The sequence below is a fragment of the Streptomyces sp. NPDC001549 genome (genome assembly GCF_042894025.1).
Taxonomy (GTDB): domain Bacteria; phylum Actinomycetota; class Actinomycetes; order Streptomycetales; family Streptomycetaceae; genus Streptomyces; species Streptomyces kutzneri.
On sequence record NZ_JBIAVJ010000002.1, the window covers coordinates 1 to 15,094 of the forward strand.

General features: G+C 73.7%; 13 protein-coding genes and 1 pseudogene. 8 read left to right on the forward strand and 6 right to left on the reverse strand.

Annotation, left to right across the window (positions count from 1 at the left end; translation table 11 throughout):
- Positions 1-119 precede the first annotated feature (119 nt).
- Positions 120-1,367 carry an RNA polymerase sigma factor gene (locus tag ACFY04_RS02895; RefSeq protein WP_389113924.1) on the reverse strand — a complete coding sequence of 416 codons (1,248 nt, stop codon included), beginning with the start codon at positions 1,365-1,367 and terminating at the stop codon, positions 120-122.
- On the opposite strand from ACFY04_RS02895, the gene ACFY04_RS02900 reads away from it, so the two are divergent.
- Positions 1,326-1,919 carry a hypothetical protein gene (locus tag ACFY04_RS02900; RefSeq protein ID WP_389113925.1) on the forward strand — a complete coding sequence of 198 codons (594 nt, stop codon included), beginning with the start codon at positions 1,326-1,328 and terminating at the stop codon, positions 1,917-1,919. The genes ACFY04_RS02895 and ACFY04_RS02900 overlap by 42 nt on opposite strands.
- 4 nt (positions 1,920-1,923) lie before the next feature.
- Entirely contained in the window at positions 1,924-2,907 is a 984-nt protein-coding gene (locus tag ACFY04_RS02905; RefSeq protein ID WP_389113926.1) for a nucleotidyl transferase AbiEii/AbiGii toxin family protein, read from the forward strand.
- Here the strand turns inward: ACFY04_RS02905 and ACFY04_RS02910 are convergent.
- From ACFY04_RS02910 to ACFY04_RS02925, 4 genes are all read right to left on the reverse strand, one after another.
- Complete coding sequence (locus tag ACFY04_RS02910) at positions 2,904-5,015, reverse strand: molybdopterin oxidoreductase family protein (RefSeq protein ID WP_389113927.1); 2,112 nt, start codon at positions 5,013-5,015, stop codon at positions 2,904-2,906. The genes ACFY04_RS02905 and ACFY04_RS02910 overlap by 4 nt on opposite strands.
- 46 nt (positions 5,016-5,061) lie before the next feature.
- Entirely contained in the window at positions 5,062-5,451 is a 390-nt protein-coding gene (locus tag ACFY04_RS02915; RefSeq protein ID WP_389113928.1) for a hypothetical protein, read from the reverse strand.
- A 73-nt stretch (positions 5,452-5,524) separates the two neighbouring features.
- Positions 5,525-6,295: a glucose 1-dehydrogenase gene (locus ACFY04_RS02920; protein ID WP_389113929.1), complete on the reverse strand. Its 771-nt coding sequence runs from the start codon at positions 6,293-6,295 to the stop codon at positions 5,525-5,527.
- Positions 6,296-6,364: 69 nt separating this feature from the next.
- Positions 6,365-7,072 carry a vancomycin high temperature exclusion protein gene (locus tag ACFY04_RS02925; protein WP_389114275.1) on the reverse strand — a complete coding sequence of 236 codons (708 nt, stop codon included), beginning with the start codon at positions 7,070-7,072 and terminating at the stop codon, positions 6,365-6,367.
- Positions 7,073-7,278: 206 nt separating this feature from the next.
- On the opposite strand from ACFY04_RS02925, the pseudogene ACFY04_RS02930 reads away from it, so the two are divergent.
- From ACFY04_RS02930 to dnaG, 4 genes and pseudogenes are all read left to right on the forward strand, one after another.
- Positions 7,279-8,141, forward strand: a pseudogene (locus tag ACFY04_RS02930) (sirohydrochlorin chelatase).
- A 36-nt stretch (positions 8,142-8,177) separates the two neighbouring features.
- Positions 8,178-9,503 (forward strand): deoxyguanosinetriphosphate triphosphohydrolase, encoded by a 1,326-nt coding sequence (locus tag ACFY04_RS02935; protein ID WP_389113930.1) that lies wholly within the window; start codon positions 8,178-8,180, stop codon positions 9,501-9,503.
- A 93-nt stretch (positions 9,504-9,596) separates the two neighbouring features.
- A complete protein-coding gene (locus ACFY04_RS02940; protein ID WP_389113931.1) occupies positions 9,597-10,871 on the forward strand; it encodes an NAD(P)/FAD-dependent oxidoreductase in 1,275 nt (424 codons plus the stop codon).
- Positions 10,872-10,905: 34 nt separating this feature from the next.
- A complete protein-coding gene (dnaG, locus tag ACFY04_RS02945; RefSeq protein ID WP_389113932.1) occupies positions 10,906-12,834 on the forward strand; it encodes a DNA primase in 1,929 nt (642 codons plus the stop codon).
- Positions 12,835-12,852: 18 nt separating this feature from the next.
- On the opposite strand, the gene ACFY04_RS02950 is transcribed toward dnaG, so the two are convergent.
- Complete coding sequence (locus ACFY04_RS02950) at positions 12,853-13,299, reverse strand: gamma-glutamylcyclotransferase family protein (protein WP_389113933.1); 447 nt, start codon at positions 13,297-13,299, stop codon at positions 12,853-12,855.
- Positions 13,300-13,686: 387 nt separating this feature from the next.
- On the opposite strand from ACFY04_RS02950, the gene ACFY04_RS02955 reads away from it, so the two are divergent.
- The gene (locus ACFY04_RS02955) at positions 13,687-14,229 is read left to right on the forward strand and encodes a hypothetical protein (protein WP_301371315.1); all 543 of its coding nucleotides are present in this window, start codon (positions 13,687-13,689) and stop codon (positions 14,227-14,229) included.
- A 129-nt stretch (positions 14,230-14,358) separates the two neighbouring features.
- Entirely contained in the window at positions 14,359-15,087 is a 729-nt protein-coding gene (locus ACFY04_RS02960) for a class F sortase (RefSeq protein WP_389113934.1), read from the forward strand.
- Positions 15,088-15,094 lie beyond the last annotated feature (7 nt).

The following is a 15,094-nucleotide window of genomic DNA, read 5'->3' on the forward strand; positions in this document are numbered from 1 at the left end:
CGCATCGACGTCCTGTTCGCCATGCTCCGGGACGGCACCTTCTACCAGCCGCCCACCCCCGTCACGGCTTGACGAAAACCATAGAGGCACCTTTTCCGTTGGTCCGCCGTCCGGTGCCGTCAGTCCAGGTAGCCGCGGAGCTGGTCGGCGAAGGCGTGGTCGCGCAGTTTGTTGAGGGTCTTGGACTCGATCTGGCGGATCCGCTCGCGCGTCACGCCGAAGATCCGCCCGATCTCCTCCAGGGTGCGGGGCCGCCCGTCGGCAAGGCCGTACCGCAGCTGCACGACCTTGCGTTCGCGCTCGCCGAGGGTCGACAGGACGGCTTCCAGGTGCTCGCGCAGCAGGAAGAAGGCGGCCGACTCCACGGGCGAGGCGGCGTCCCCGTCCTCGATGAGGTCGCCGAGCGCGACGTCGTCCTCCTCGCCCACCGGGGCGTGCAGGGAGACCGGCTCCTGGGCGAGGCGGAGCACCTCCAGGACCCGCTCGGGGGTCAGCTCCAGGTGGACGGCCACCTCTTCGGCCGTGGGCTCGTACCCGCGCTCCTGGAGCATCCGGCGCTGCACGCGGACGACCCGGTTGATCAGTTCGACGACGTGGACGGGCACGCGGATGGTCCGGGCCTGGTCGGCGAGGGCCCGGGACATCGCCTGCCGGATCCACCAGGTGGCGTAGGTGGAGAACTTGTACCCGCGGGCGTAGTCGAACTTCTCGACGGCCCGGATCAGCCCGAGGTTCCCCTCCTGCACGAGGTCGAGCATGGTGAGTCCGCGGCCCACGTACCGCTTGGCGACGGAGACGACGAGCCGCAGGTTCGACTCGATGAGCCGGCGTTTGGCCATCCGCCCCATGACGACGAGCTTGTCGAGGTCGAGGGCGAGCTGGGAGTCGAGGTCGGGGGTGTTGCCGAGCTTCTCCTCGGCGAACAGGCCGGCTTCGACGCGTCGCGCGAGGTCCACCTCCTCGGCGGCGGTGAGCAGCGGGATCCTGCCTATCTCGCGGAGGTACTGCCGGAACAGGTCGGCGGACGGTCCCGCTCCACCTCCGCTGTCACTGCTGCTGCGCCTGCGCTGCACGGGCACCGGCTCGATCAGCTCCAGTACCTCGGGCTCTTCGTCCACGGCCTTGGCCTCCGAGGACTCGCTCACGTTCACGGTCAGGGTCCGGGTCTGCACGGGGGCGACCTCCAGGGCTCCGAGGACGGGGGCACCGCACCTCAGTGTGGGGTACGACACATCGCGGCCACGAGGGGCGTGCGAGCACTTTCTGAGTCCGGTGCGTGACCGGATGGTTACCCCCCGGTGGGAACCCCGATGCGGATCGGGCGCATGTCCGAGATGATCGACTCCATGTCGGAGTACGAGACCCATGTGACCTTGCGCTGCGCGGACGCGGCCGAGCTGGCGCGCCTCGAAGCCTGGGCCGGGGCACGGGAGTTGAAGGTCACGCACATCGTGCTGGCCCGCGGCCGGACGGTGTCCCAGCCGATGCTGACCCTGCCGGACCGCACGGGCCACGAGCTCCTGGTGCCGCGGCTGCGGGCGGCCGGCTTCGACCCGGTCCGGGTCAAGGTGGAGACGGTCCCGTGGACCGCGGACTCCCCCGGCCCGGGCGGCGGCTACTTCGAGCACCACCTGAAGCTGCTGCTGCCCGCGGACTTCGACCGCGCGGCCCTGGAGTCCCTGGTCGTCCGGCACTCGGCCCATCTGTCCTGGAACGCCCGCCGGGTCCCGGCCGCAGGCGCGCACGAGCGGTTCGTGACCCAGCGGTGGCGCGGCACGGCGGCGGAGGCGGGCGCGGCCTGCGACGCGCTGGTCGCCGCGCTCGGCGCGGCCGGGTACGAAATCCGTTCGGAGGAGCGGGAGTTCGTGCTGTACGACAGTGACCTGTCGGTGGACGACGGGTGGATCGGCGAAGGGTGACGGCATGACCGGGGAATGGGAGAAGTTCGGCATCGACAGCACGCACGTGCCGAGTGAGCCCTTGGACGAGGAGACGCGTGCGGCCCGGCACCTGCCGCGGACGCTGCGTCCGGTCGTCGGGGACGACGTACGTCAGCGGGCGGTCTTCGACCCGTCGCTGCGGCACAACTTCCAGGGCTACCGGGCCGGTGACCCGGTCTTCGACTCCCCGGAGCGAACCGTCGCCTGGATGCGGGCGCGGCGGGCGGCGATGGAGGCGGTCCTGCTGGCGGTCTCGGAGTCCGAGTGGGCGGGCTCGCTGGTGCTGCGGGGCAGCATGCTGCTCGCCGACTGGTTCGGGGACCGGGCCCGGGAGCCCGGCGACCTGGACTTCGTGGTGGTCCCCGAGACGTGGCGGATGGAGGACGGCCGGACCGGCCGGATGCTGGACGGCATCGCGGCGGCGGCCGACGGGCGGGCCGGGATCAAGGCCCCGGGGGCGGTGTCGGAGGACATCTGGACGTACGACCGGGTGCCGGGGCGGCGCATGGTGCTGCCGTGGTCCGTGCCCGGCCTGCCGGACGGGCACGTCCAGCTGGACTTCGTCTTCAACGAGCGTCTCCCGGTCCGGCCGGAGCCGGCCGAACTCGCCTGCGGGGCGGTGGTCCTCGCCGCGACTCCGGCGCTGTCGCTGGCCTGGAAGGTGCTGTGGCTCGTCAGCGACCGGCACCCCCAGGGCAAGGACCTGTACGACGCGGTCCTGCTCGCCGAACGGCACCGGCTGCCGAACGCCCTGCTCCAGGAGGTGTTCCGGCAGGCGGGCGAGGCCCCGCAGCCGAACCGGGACGTGGAGCTGCTGGACATCGTGCACATCGCCCCCGAGGGCTATGTGGGCGCCGAGTGGGAGCACTTCGAGGCGGAGTACCCGGAGCTGGCCGCCCCGGGGGACGAGGCGTTCCTGGCCCGGCTGGTGGAGGCCCTGCGCCCGACCTTCGCGGACCTCTCCTAGGCCGGCTCGACGCGGACCGCGCAGACTTTGAACTCCGGCATGCGGGACGTGGGGTCCAGGGCCGGGTTGGTCAGGGTGTTGGCGCGCCCCTCGCCCGGCCAGTGGAAGGGCATGAAGACCGTGTCCGCCCGGATGGTGTCGGTGATGCGGGCCGGGGCGACGGCCCGGCCGCGACGGGAGGTCACCGCCAGCGGGCTGCCCTCGACCGCGCCGATCCGGGCGGCCAGCCGCGGGTGCAGTTCCACGAAGGGGCCGGGGGCGGCCGCGTTGAGCTCGTCCACCCGGCGGGTCTGGGCTCCGGACTGGTACTGGGCGACCACCCGGCCCGTGGTGAGCAGCAGCGGGTAGTCCGCGTCGGGGACCTCGGCGGCGTCGCGGTGGGAGACGGGGACGAAGCGGGCCCGGCCGTCGTCGGTGGCGAAGCGGTCGAGGAAGAGCCGCTCGGTGCCCGGGGGGCCTTCGGTGCCCTCGGTGCCTCCAGGGTCTTCCGGGCCTGCGGGGCAGGGCCAGAAGACGCCCTGTTCGGCCTCGATCCGGGCGTAGGTGATGCCCGAGTAGTCCGCGGGGCCGCCGGCCGAGGCGCGGCGCAGCTCCTCGAAGACCTCCTCCGGCTCGGTGGGGAAGCCCTTCTCGACGCCCAGGCGGGCGGCGAGTCCGTGCAGGACGTCCAGGTCGCTGCGGACCCCCGGCGGCGGGGTCAGCGCCCGGCGGCGCAGCAGCACGCGGCCCTCCAGGTTGGTGGTGGTGCCGGTCTCCTCCGCCCACTGGGTGACCGGGAGGACCACGTCCGCGAGGGCCGCGGTCTCGGAGAGGACGACGTCGGCCACCGCGAGGAAGTCCAGGGAGCGGATGCGGTCCTCGATGTGTCCGGCGCGGGGGGCGGACACCACCGGGTTGGAGCCCATCAGGAGCAGGGCCTTCACGTCCGTGCCGAGGGCGTCGAGGAGTTCGTAGGCGCTGCGGCCCGGGCCCGGGAGGCTGTCGGGGTCGACGCCCCAGACCCCGGCGACGTGGGCGCGGGCCGCGGGGTCGGTGAGCTTGCGGTAGCCGGGGAGCTGGTCGGCCTTCTGGCCGTGCTCGCGGCCGCCCTGGCCATTGCCCTGCCCGGTGAGGCAGCCGTAGCCGGACAGCGGGCGGCCGGCCCGGCCGGTGGCCAGGCACAGGTTGATCCAGGCGCCGACGGTGTCGGTGCCCTTGGACTGCTGCTCGGGCCCCCGGGCGGTGAGGACCATGGCGGATTCGGGGGCGCAGAACATCGCCACGGCCTCGCGGAGCCTGGGGACCGGTATCCCGGTGATGCGCTCCACCAGCTCCGGCCAGTGGGCCATCGCGGCGGCCCGGGTCTCCTCCCAGCCGGTGGTGCGGGCGGCGATGAACTCCTCGTCGGTCCGGCCTTCCGCGACGATCAGGTGCAGCAGGCCGAGCGCGAGGGCCAGGTCGGTGCCGGGGCGCGGGGCGAGGTGCAGGTCGGCCTGTTCGGCGGTGCGGGTGCGGCGCGGGTCGATGACGATGAGGGTGCCGCCGTTGGCCTTGAGCTCCGTGAGGTAGCGCAGGGCGGGCGGCATGGTCTCGGCCAGGTTCGAGCCGACGAGGATCACGCAGCCGGTGCGCGGGATGTCCGCCAGCGGGAAGGGCAGTCCGCGGTCGAGCCCGAAGGCCCGCTGGTGGGCGGCGGCGGCCGAGGACATGCAGAACCGGCCGTTGTAGTCGATCTGCGAGGTGCGCAGGGCGACGCGGGCGAACTTGCCGAGCGCGTAGGCCTTCTCGTTGGTGAGCCCGCCGCCGCCGAAGACCCCGACGGCGTCGGGGCCGTACGTGCGGCCGGTGCGGGCGAGTCCCTCGGTGACGGCGTCGAGGGCCTCCTCCCAGGTGGCCGGCTCCAGCCGCCCGGCGTGGGTGCGGACGAGCGGCCGGGTCAGGCGCACCCGGGAGGAGAGCACAGCGGGGGCGGTGCGGCCCTTGCCGCACAGCGCGCCCCGGTTGACGGGGAAGTCGGCCCGCTCCTCCACTGTCACGGTGGCGCCGCCCGGTGCGGGGCGCAGCCTCATCCCGCACTGCAGGGCGCAGTAAGGGCAGTGCGTGTCGGTGACGGAGTCGGAGGTGTGCATACGGTCCAGCGTGGGTCGGCGGTGTTACGCCGGCCGCCGCTGCGCGTTACAAGTCCGGGTGCTCCGCCTCAGCGCCGCCGGACGGCTGCGGTGAGGCCCGGCGCAGCGGTGGGCGGTCGACGAGTTCGACGTACACGATCCGGCCGTCGACGACGTCGAGGTTCAGGAACCCGTTGCCCGGGTCGAGGGCCATCATGCGGTGACCGGGACCGTACGGCGTGCCGGGCGGATGCCGGTGGGTGCGGAAGCTCTGGCAGAAGTCGTTCCGGCAGTCGCACTCCTCCAGCAGGCGGAGGTCGTACGCGCAGACGGCGAGCCAGAGCTCCCCTTCCGCCTCCAGCAGCCGCACGAGGTCTGCCGTCAGGCCGGGGAAGACGTCACGTACGAGTGGTCCGTCCCGTTCCACGACGTCCCGTTCCATGGCGTCCTGTTCCACGGGCAGACGGTAGCCCGGCGCCCCTCCGGCGGCACGCGAATATGCGGCCGTCCCGCCGGGGCGCAGGGGCGGGTCACCGTCCCGTCAGGTACTTCACCGTCAGGCCCGCGGTCCAGCCGCCGTCGACGGCGAGTTCGGCGCCCGTCATGTAGCCGGCGGCGTCGGAGAGCAGGAAGGCGATCGCGGCGGCGATCTCCTCGGGGACGCCGACGCGGCCGAGCGGGGCGCCGGGGTAGTTGCCCTCGCCCGCCCGGATGCCGATCGGGGCGGTCATCGGGGTCAGGGTCATGCCGGGGTGGACGGAGTTGACGCGGATCCCCGCCTCGGCGAGTTCCACCGCGCCGATCTTCGACAGGCCGCGCACGCCCCACTTGGAGGCCCCGTACCCGGCGGTGAGCGCGAGGCCGGTCAGACCGGCGGCGGAGGAGATGTTGACGATGGACCCGCCGCCGTTCGCGCGCAGCAGCGGGATCGCGGTCTTGATGCCGATGAACACGCCGACCAGGTTGATCTCGACGACCTGGCGGAAGTGCTCGACGCTCTCGTGCTCCAGGAACTGGCCGGTGGAGATGCCCGCGTTGTTCACCAGGCCGTCGATGCGGCCGAACTCGGCGACCGCGTGGTCCAGTGCCGCCTGCCAGTCGGCCTCGCTGGTCACGTCGTGCCGGAGGAAACGCGCCGCGCCGCCGAGCTTCGCGGCCGTCTCGGCGCCCTCCGCCTCCAGCACGTCGGTGATCAGCACCTGGCCGCCGCCGTCCACGACGGCCTGCGCGGCCGCGGCGCCCAGGCCGCGGGCTCCACCGGTGATGACGACGACCTTGCCGCTCAGATCCACAACAGCCACGGTTCCACACCCCTGACGCTCTCGTACGGACTGACCGGCATATGACTAATCGGCATAATCGGCGTCGCGTCAGTCTGCCAGAGCGGCCAGGGCCCGCGACACCCCTTCCTCCTTCGGCCCCAGGAAGCGCGGGGCCGGCTTGAAGGCCGCGTCCAGCGCCGCCTTGCCCGCCGCGAAGACCTCGCGGGTCTCGCCGTAGTACCAGGTGGCGTCGTGCACGTCGGCCACCCCGACGCCGTACGACTCCAGGCCCGCCGCCTGGCACAGGGCGACCGCCCGGCGGATGTGGAAGCCCTGGGTGACCAGCACGGCCCGCTCCACACCGAAGATCTCCTTTGCCCGCACGCAGGAGTCCCAGGTGTCGAAGCCCGCGTAGTCGCTGACGATCCGCCCGTCCGGCACCCCGTGCGCGGTGAGGTACGTGCGCATCGCGTCGGGCTCGTCGTACTCCCGCCGGCCGTTGTCCCCGGTGACCAGCACGACCTTGACCTTGCCGGTGCGGTACAGCTCGGCCGCGGCGTCGAGCCGGTCGGCCAGGTAGGGGGTCGGCCGCCCCCGCCACAGGCCCGCGCCGAACACCACGGCCACCTCGGCGGCGGGCGCGTCGGCCGTGGTCCGCAGCCGGTCGGCGGCCACCGCGTGCATCCACGCCGAGGGCAGCAGCGCCAGTACGCAGCCCGCCATGACGGCCTGCACCGCCCGCCGCCGGGTCCGTACGCTGCTCAGCGCCGTCACCGCCCGGCTCCACTCGACTCTCGGCAGGCGCGGTCGGCGCATCATCCATCCCCTGGTGTCTCGACTGCTCGTCCGCTGGTCAGGACGCGTACCGGGGCCGCACGGTTCGCCCGGCCCCCGATCTCCGGCAGGTACGCCGCCGGGGACCGGGGCTGCGAACAGCCGCGCCGGCCGCCCTGTGAGCACACGGCAAAGACCCGTCATCCCCGCGCAACGCGGCGGCAACCTCCGGCGCGGAGGATCGGTTCATGACGGAGCCGGTGCACCCTCCCGAGTTTCCCGCCCTCCCCTTCGACAGCACGGCCGAGCTGCTCGGCCGCATCACCCGCCAGCTGGGCACCCAGCTCAGCGGCCTGCGCCGACCCGGAGTCCGCCCATGCAGCCCACCCTCGTCGCCGTGGCCCACGGCAGCCGTGACCCGCGCGCCCTGCACACCGCCCTCGCCCTTCTCGAACGGGTCCGCGAACTCCGCCCCCGGCTCGACGTCCGGCTCGGCCACGTCGAGCTGAACGAGCCGCTGCTCGACGACACCCTGGCCGGGCTGTCCGGCTCGGCCGTGCTCGTCCCGCTGCTGCTCGGCCGCGGGTACCACGTCAAGCGTGATCTCCCCGCGGCCGCCGCCCGGGCCGGCCACCTGCTCACCCGCGTCGCCGCCCCGCTGGGCCCGCACCCGCTGCTCGTCGAGGCCCTGTACGAGCGGCTCCTGGAGACGGGCTGGACCCCGGCCCCCGGTTCGGCCGTCGTGCTGGCCGCCGCCGGTTCCCGCGACCCCGACTCGGCGGCCGACACCCGCCGCACCGCCGCCCTGCTCTCCGAACGCCTCGGCGGCGTCCCGGTGACCCCCGCCTACGCCTCCGCCGCCGCGCCGAGTGCGCCCGAGGCGGTCCGGGCCCTCGCCGCCCGCGGTCACCACCGGATCGCCGTGGCCTCGTACTTCGCCGCTCCCGGCCGGTTCGCCACCCAGACCGCCGCGGCGGCGCCCGGCCTCGCCGCCGCCCCGCTGGGCGATCACCCGGCCCTGGCCCGGCTGCTGCTGCACCGCTACGACGAGGCCCGCGCGCTGCCCGCAGGGGGTGTCGTGCCGATCGGGCCGGAACTCGTCTCCGCCTGATCCCGGTTTGTCAGTTGTTCCGGTTACCGTCTCTGCATGGAAGGCACCACGCACGCCCTCACCGACGACCACCGCGACCTCTACAACGCGGCCGACACCGAGCGCTGGGCCGCCGAGCCCGACAAACGGCCCGGCCGGACCGCCTTCCAGCGCGACCGCGCCCGCGTACTGCACTCGGCCGCGCTGCGCCGCCTCGCCGGGAAGACCCAGGTCGTCACCCCCGGCAGCCGTTCCTACGACTGGGACGCGAGCCCCCGTACCCGCCTCACCCACTCGCTGGAGTGCGCCCAGGTCGGGCGGGAGCTCGGCGCCGCGCTCGGCTGCGACCCCGACCTCGTCGAAGCCGCCTGCCTCTCCCACGACATGGGCCACCCGCCCTTCGGCCACAACGGCGAGGAGGCGCTCAACGAGTTCGCCAAGGACTGCGGCGGCTTCGAGGGCAACGCCCAGTCGCTGCGCCTGCTGACCCGCCTGGAGCCCAAGCGGTTCGTGCCCGATCCGGCGAGCGGGGAGCTCGTCAGCGTCGGCCTCAACCTCACCCGGGCCTGCCTGGACGCCGCCACCAAGTACCCGTGGGCCCGCGGGGACCACCCCACCGACCCCGGCTCGGTGAAGTTCGGCGCGTACGAGGACGACCTGCCGGTCTTCGCCTGGCTGCGCCGCGGCGCGCCCGCGGACCGCAAGTGTTTCGAGGCCCAGGTCATGGACTGGGCGGACGACGTCGCGTACTCCGTCCACGACTTCGAGGACGGCCTGCACGCCGGCCACCTCGACCCCAACATGCTCTACGCCGAACCCGAGCGCACGGCGATCTGGCAGGTGGCCATCGGCCGGTACGTCCCCGCCGACACCGCGCCCGAGGAACTGCGGGCCGCCCTCGACCGTTTGATGGAGCAGGAGTGGTGGCCGCACGGGTACGACGGTTCGGCCATCGCCCAGTCCCGGCTGAAGGACGCCACGAGCCAGCTGATCGGCCGGTTCTGCCTGGCCGCCGAGGGGGCCACCCGGGAGGCGTACGGCTCCGGCCGCCTCACCCGGTACGGTGCCGAACTGGTGATCCCGCGCGAGGCGCGCAACGAGTGCGCGGTGCTCAAGGCGGTCGCCGACCTCTACGTGATGCAGCGCGACGAGCAGGAACGGATCCGCGCCGACCAGCGCATCGTCCTGGCCGAACTCGCGGAGGCGCTGAGCGCCCGCGCCCCCGAGGGGCTGGACCCGCAGTTCCGGGCGATCTTCGACGCGGCCCCGGACGACAAGGCGAGGAAAAGGGCGGTCATCGACCAGATCGCGTGCCTCACCGACGCATCCGCCCGTTCCCTTCACGCACGCCTCACCCGGCGCGGCCGACGCGCCGAAAGGTGAGCTGATCGAGCCACTCCCCCTTCACGCGGCAGGCTCGGTGCGGGACGCTCGCATGTGCTCGCATGTGGCGGAGAGGTTATGAGGAGGCATCAGGTGGTCGACGCACACCGGACATTCGTCATCGTCGGCGCAGGGCTCGCCGGGGCAAAGGCGGCCGAAACGCTGAGGTCCGAGGGGTTCACGGGGCGGGTGATCCTGATCGGCGACGAGCGCGACCATCCCTACGAACGCCCCCCGCTGTCCAAGGGCTACCTGACCGGCAAGGACGACCGGGAGAGCGTCTTCGTCCACGAGCCGTCCTGGTACGCGGCCGCCGACGTCGAGCTCCACCTCGGCCAGCCCGCCGTCCACCTCGACCGGGAGGCCAAGAAGGTGGTTCTGGGCGACGGCACCGTCCTGTACTACGACAAGCTGCTGCTCGCCACCGGCGCCGAGCCGCGCCGCCTGGACATCCCCGGCACCGGCCTGGCCGGGGTGCACCACCTGCGGCGCCTGGCGCACGCCGAACGGCTGAAGGGCGTACTGGCCGGGCTCGGCCGGGACAACGGGCACCTGCTCATCGCGGGCGCCGGGTGGATCGGGCTGGAGGTGGCCGCCGCGGCCCGCGGCTACGGCGCCGAGGTCACCGTCGTCGAGCCGGAGGCCACGCCGCTGCACGCGGTCCTCGGCCCGGAGATCGGCCGGCTCTTCGCGGACCTGCACGCCGATCACGGGGTGCGGTTCCACTTCGGGGCGCGGCTGACCGAGATCGTGGGCCACGACGGCATGGTGCTGGCCGCCCGCACCGACGACGGGGAGGAGCACCCGGCGCACGCGGTGCTCTCCGCGATCGGGGCCGCCCCGCGGACCGCGCTGGCCGAGACCGCCGGGCTGGCCCTGGTCGACCGGGAGCATGGCGGCGGGATCGCGGTGGACTCCTCCCTGCGCACCTCCGACCCGGACGTCTACGCGGTCGGGGACGTGGCCGCCGCCCACCACCCGGTGCTCGGGACCCGGCTGCGGGTCGAGCACTGGGCCAACGCGCTGAACGGCGGCCCGGCCGCCGCGCGGGCCATGCTGGGCCAGCAGGTCGGCTACGACCGGGTGCCGTACTTCTTCTCGGACCAGTACGACGTGGGCCTGGAGTACTCCGGGTACGCGCCGGCCGGCGGCTACGACCAGGTGCTGATCCGCGGGGACGCGGGCAAGCGGGAGTTCATCGCGTTCTGGCTGTCGGAGGGGCGGGTCCTGGCCGGGATGAACGTGAATGTGTGGGATGTCACCGAGCACATCCAGGCCCTGATCAGGTCGAAGACCCCGGTCAACCGCGAGGCGCTGGCGGACCCGTCCGTTCCGCTTGAGTCCCTGGTGCGGGCCGAGGGGGCCTGACCGGATTGCCGGCGCCCGGCCGTAGACTTCACGGGTGGCAGGACGGATCAACGACGACGACGTGAAGGCGGTACGGGACGCGGTCCCGATCGACGCCGTGGTCTCCGAGTACCTCCAGCTGCGCAACGCGGGCGGCGGCAACCTCAAGGGCCTGTGCCCCTTCCACGACGAGAAGTCCCCTTCCTTCCAGGTCAGCCCCAGCAAGGGGCTCTACCACTGCTTCGGCTGCCAGGCGGGCGGGGACACCCTCGACTTCGTCATGAAGATCGACCACCTCTCCTTCTCGGAGGCGGTCGAGCGCCTGGCCGGCCTGGCCGGCATCACCCTGCGGTACGAGGAGGGCGGCTACACCGCCGGCACCAGCGGCCGCGGCGACCGCATCCGGCTGGTCGAGGCGCACAAGGCCGCCGCCCAGTTCTACGTCGACCAGCTGGGCAGCCCCGAGGCGGAGATCGGCCGCAAGTTCCTGGCGGAGCGCGGCTTCGACCAGGCCGCGGCCGCACACTTCAGCGTGGGCTACAGCCCGGCCGGGTGGGACCACCTGACCCGCTTCCTGCGCGGCAAGGGGTTCAGCGACAAGGAGCTGATCACCTCCGGGCTCGCCCAGGACAGCCGCAGCGGCAAGCCGATCGACCGCTTCCGCGGCCGGCTGATGTGGCCGATCCGCGACATCAGCGGCGAGGTGGTCGGCTTCGGCGCGCGCAAGCTGCGCGACGACGACAACGGCCCGAAGTACCTGAACACCCCCGAGACCGCGATCTACAAGAAGTCCCAGGTGCTGTACGGCATCGACCTGGCGAAGAAGGAGATCGCGAAGACCTCCCGGGCCGTGGTCGTCGAGGGCTACACGGACGTGATGGCCTGCCACATGGCCGGGGTCACCACCGCGATCGCGACCTGCGGCACCGCCTTCGGCGGGGACCACATCAAGATCCTGCGCCGGCTGCTGATGGACAACGCCACCGCCGAGGTGATCTTCACCTTCGACGGCGACGCGGCGGGCCAGAAGGCCGCCCTGCGGGCCTTCGAGGACGACCAGAAGTTCGCCGCGGAGACCTCGATCACCATCGCCCCCGGCGGCATGGACCCCTGCGACCTGCGCCTGGCACAGGGCGACGCGGCCGTGTCCGGCCTGGTGGAGGCCCGCACGCCGCTGTTCGAGTTCGCGCTGCGGCACATCGTCGCCCGGCACAACCTGGAGAACCCCGCGGGCCGGGCGGCCGCCCTGGACGAGGCCGCGCCCGTCGTCGCCAACATCAAGAACATCGCGATCCAGCACGAGTCGGCGGTCCAGCTGGCGGGCATGCTGGGCATCCGCGACGAGCAGTTCGTGGTCAAGCGGGTCGCCCAGCTGGCGCGCTGGGCCCGCGAGCGCGGCCAGGGCGACGGCCCGCAGGGCGGCCGGCCCGGCGGCAAGCCGCAGCGGGGCCGCCCGTCCTACGGGGACGTCGCCGCGCCCGCCGCCGCCCAGCCGGCCGGGGGCCCCGCGCTGAACCTGCGCAGCCCGGCCCACCGCACCGAGCGCGAGCTGCTGAAGCTCGCCCTCCAGCGGCCCGCCCTGGTCTCCCCGGCCTTCGACGCGTACGGGATGGACGAGTTCACCGCCCCGCCCTACGCGGCCGTGCGCCAGGCGATCCTGGACGCGGGCGGTGCCTCGCTCGGCACGGATGACTACCTGGCCCGCGTCCGCGAGGCCGCCCCGAACGACACCGTGCGCGCGCTCGTCACGGAGCTGGCGGTCGAGGCCATCCACGCGAAGACGGTGGACGAGATCTACGCGGGGGTCCAGCTGGTCCAGGTGCGGCTGCGCGCCGTCGACCGCCGGGTCCACGAGATCCAGGGCACGCTGTCGCGGCTGGGCCCGCAGGCTCCGCCGGAACAACTGGCGGCCGTCCAGGAGGAGCTGTGGGTGCTCCAGCAGTACGGCCAGCGGCTGCGCAACCGCGGCGCCGAGGGCCTCTAGCGCGGCGTCCGGCAAGGTTCACCGGCGCTTGAACCAGTCGCCGCCGGGTATCTCGGTGCCCGATTCCCGCAGGTCGCGGGCGATCAGCGGGGCCGCCAGATAGACCCAGGCGCGGACCGTGGTGCCGTCGGGACGCAGGGCCGGGCGGGCGATCCGGTCGTAGATGTTCCCCGGGCGGCCCGGGCCCTGGTACTCCTCCAGCTGGTCCAGCGCGGCGAGCAGCTTCCCGTACGCACCCGGCGCCGCCGTGATCAGCTCGCCGACGACCGCGGTGCCGGGGCGGTGGACCGCGTACGGGTATCCGGGGCCGTCGTAGAGCGCCGCGTCCGGGAGGACGGCCGGCTCCTCCGAGGCCGTGCGGCCGCGCAGGAAGAGGTCGTGGTTGACCTCGCCCGGGCGCAGGGTCCCGTAGACGAAGAACGGGAGCGGATCGCTCGGGTCCGGTAGCCGTTCGACCGATGTCACGGGGCCCTCCCTCGGGTATGGCACGGCGGTGCGCGGGCCGGGCCGGAAATCCCGGCCTTCCCGCGCCCCACCACCGTACGCACCGCCTTGCGATGCTTCCCCCAGGCCCTGCGGGCCTGGGGTGGCCCGGCCATCGCCCTCGGCCAGGCCCAGGTCATCGGGGCCCGGGTCACCCTCGCGAACCCGCGTCCGGCGGGGGCGACCCCCGGGCAGCCGGAGTCACCCGGACGGAGCGGGGCGCTCCGATGGCCGCAGAACCTGTGTTGACCTGCGAAGACATTCCGTAGGCGGGCCAGGGGACGGCGCACCTGACGGAACATCAGCAGGCGCGCGGCGGGCGGGCCGGGTTTCCTCGGAACACGACCCCGTGTCTCCAGGAGAGTCCCCATGCGCCGACGTACCGCACACCTGCTGACCGCGACTGCGCTGACCGCCGCCGCGTTCACCGGGCCGGTCGCCGGCGCGGTCGCCGCCGCGGACCTCGGCGTGGTGGGCTTCGCCCCCGGGGACTTCGCGCCGCTGGAGGTGTGGCCCAAATCCGCCGCCCCCGGCGCCACCGTCACCGTGAACACCACCGCCTGCGGCAGCGGCAGCCACGCGGACGGCGATGCCACCACGGTGGGCGGCGGCCGGTTCAAGCTGGTCCCTGGCACCCACAAGGAGGTGGTCGTGGGGCAGTTCCAGATCGCCCACGGCACCCGCGGCGGCACCTACGGCATCGGCGCGACCTGCGCGAACGGCAAGTTCGCCACCGGCAACCTGATCGTCACCGAACGCGGCCCGCAGGGCCACGTCAACACCGGGGTGGGCGGTGGCACGACCACCACCACCGACCCCGCCAAGATCGCGGCGGGGGCGGCCGTACTGGCCGCTGCCGCCGTCGGCGGTACCTGGCTCCTGCGTCGCCGGGCGAGCGGCACGCGGAGCTGACGGACGCCCACCGCGGCTCCGGCCGCGGTCCGACCGGTACCGTCCCCCGTCGCCCGCCCCGCGAGGTCCCCCCGTTCGCGGGGCCGGGCGACGGCCAGTCACCCCGAAACGGAAGCCGAGGGGGTACACATGGGTGGCGATTTCGGTGGCGCGCGGGGCCGCGACCGCCAGCCCCGGACCACCAACGGCGACCGCCCCGGATCCGGAGCGCACCCCGGGCGAACGGCGGGCCGGGCCGTCCGCACCCCGACCGCCCGCCACGGCGGACTCGTCGCGCTCGCCGCCTGCGTCGGCATCTGGCTCGTGACCAGCGGTTCACGTGAGCCCGTCGGACCGCCGCTGCCCTCCGCGGCCGAGTCACTGACCGCCGCCGGCGTGGTGGGTCCCGGGATCGCCCCGCTCCCCGGTTCCCCGCCGGCCCGGATCCGGATCCCCTCCATCCGGGTCGACGCCCCGCTGACCGGGCTGGGACTGGATCCGCGCGGCAGCCTCGAAGTGCCGCCGCCGGACCGGCGCGACCTGGCCGGCTGGTACCGCGACGGCACCACCCCGGGCGCCACCGGCACCGCCGTCATCGCCGGGCACGTGGACGACGCAGCCGGGCCGGGGGTCTTCTACCACCTGGGCGCGCTGCACCGCGGGGCCTCCATCGAGATCCCGCGCGCGGACGACCGTACGGCGGTGTTCACGGTGCACGCGGTCGAGGTGTACGACGCCAAGGCCTTCCCCGACACCCGCGTGTACGGGCCTTCGGCGCGCGCCGAGCTGCGGGTGATCACCTGCGGCGGCGGCTTCTCGCCGCGCACGGGCTACCGCGGCAACGTGGTGGTCTTCGCGCACCTCACCGGGACGTACTAGTGCTGTG

Coding starts and splice junctions, on each gene's coding strand:
- ACFY04_RS02905 (WP_389113926.1), top strand. CDS start 1,924: ATGACCGGGGAATGGGAGAAGTTCGGCATCGACAGCACGCACGTGCCG.
- ACFY04_RS02900 (WP_389113925.1), top strand. CDS start 1,326: ATGTCCGAGATGATCGACTCCATGTCGGAGTACGAGACCCATGTGACC.
- ACFY04_RS02895 (WP_389113924.1), bottom strand. CDS start 1,367: ATGGGTCTCGTACTCCGACATGGAGTCGATCATCTCGGACATGCGCCC.
- ACFY04_RS02925 (WP_389114275.1), bottom strand. CDS start 7,072: ATGCGCCGACCGCGCCTGCCGAGAGTCGAGTGGAGCCGGGCGGTGACG.
- ACFY04_RS02935 (WP_389113930.1), top strand. CDS start 8,178: ATGGAAGGCACCACGCACGCCCTCACCGACGACCACCGCGACCTCTAC.
- ACFY04_RS02960 (WP_389113934.1), top strand. CDS start 14,359: ATGGGTGGCGATTTCGGTGGCGCGCGGGGCCGCGACCGCCAGCCCCGG.
- ACFY04_RS02955 (WP_301371315.1), top strand. CDS start 13,687: ATGCGCCGACGTACCGCACACCTGCTGACCGCGACTGCGCTGACCGCC.
- ACFY04_RS02910 (WP_389113927.1), bottom strand. CDS start 5,015: ATGCACACCTCCGACTCCGTCACCGACACGCACTGCCCTTACTGCGCC.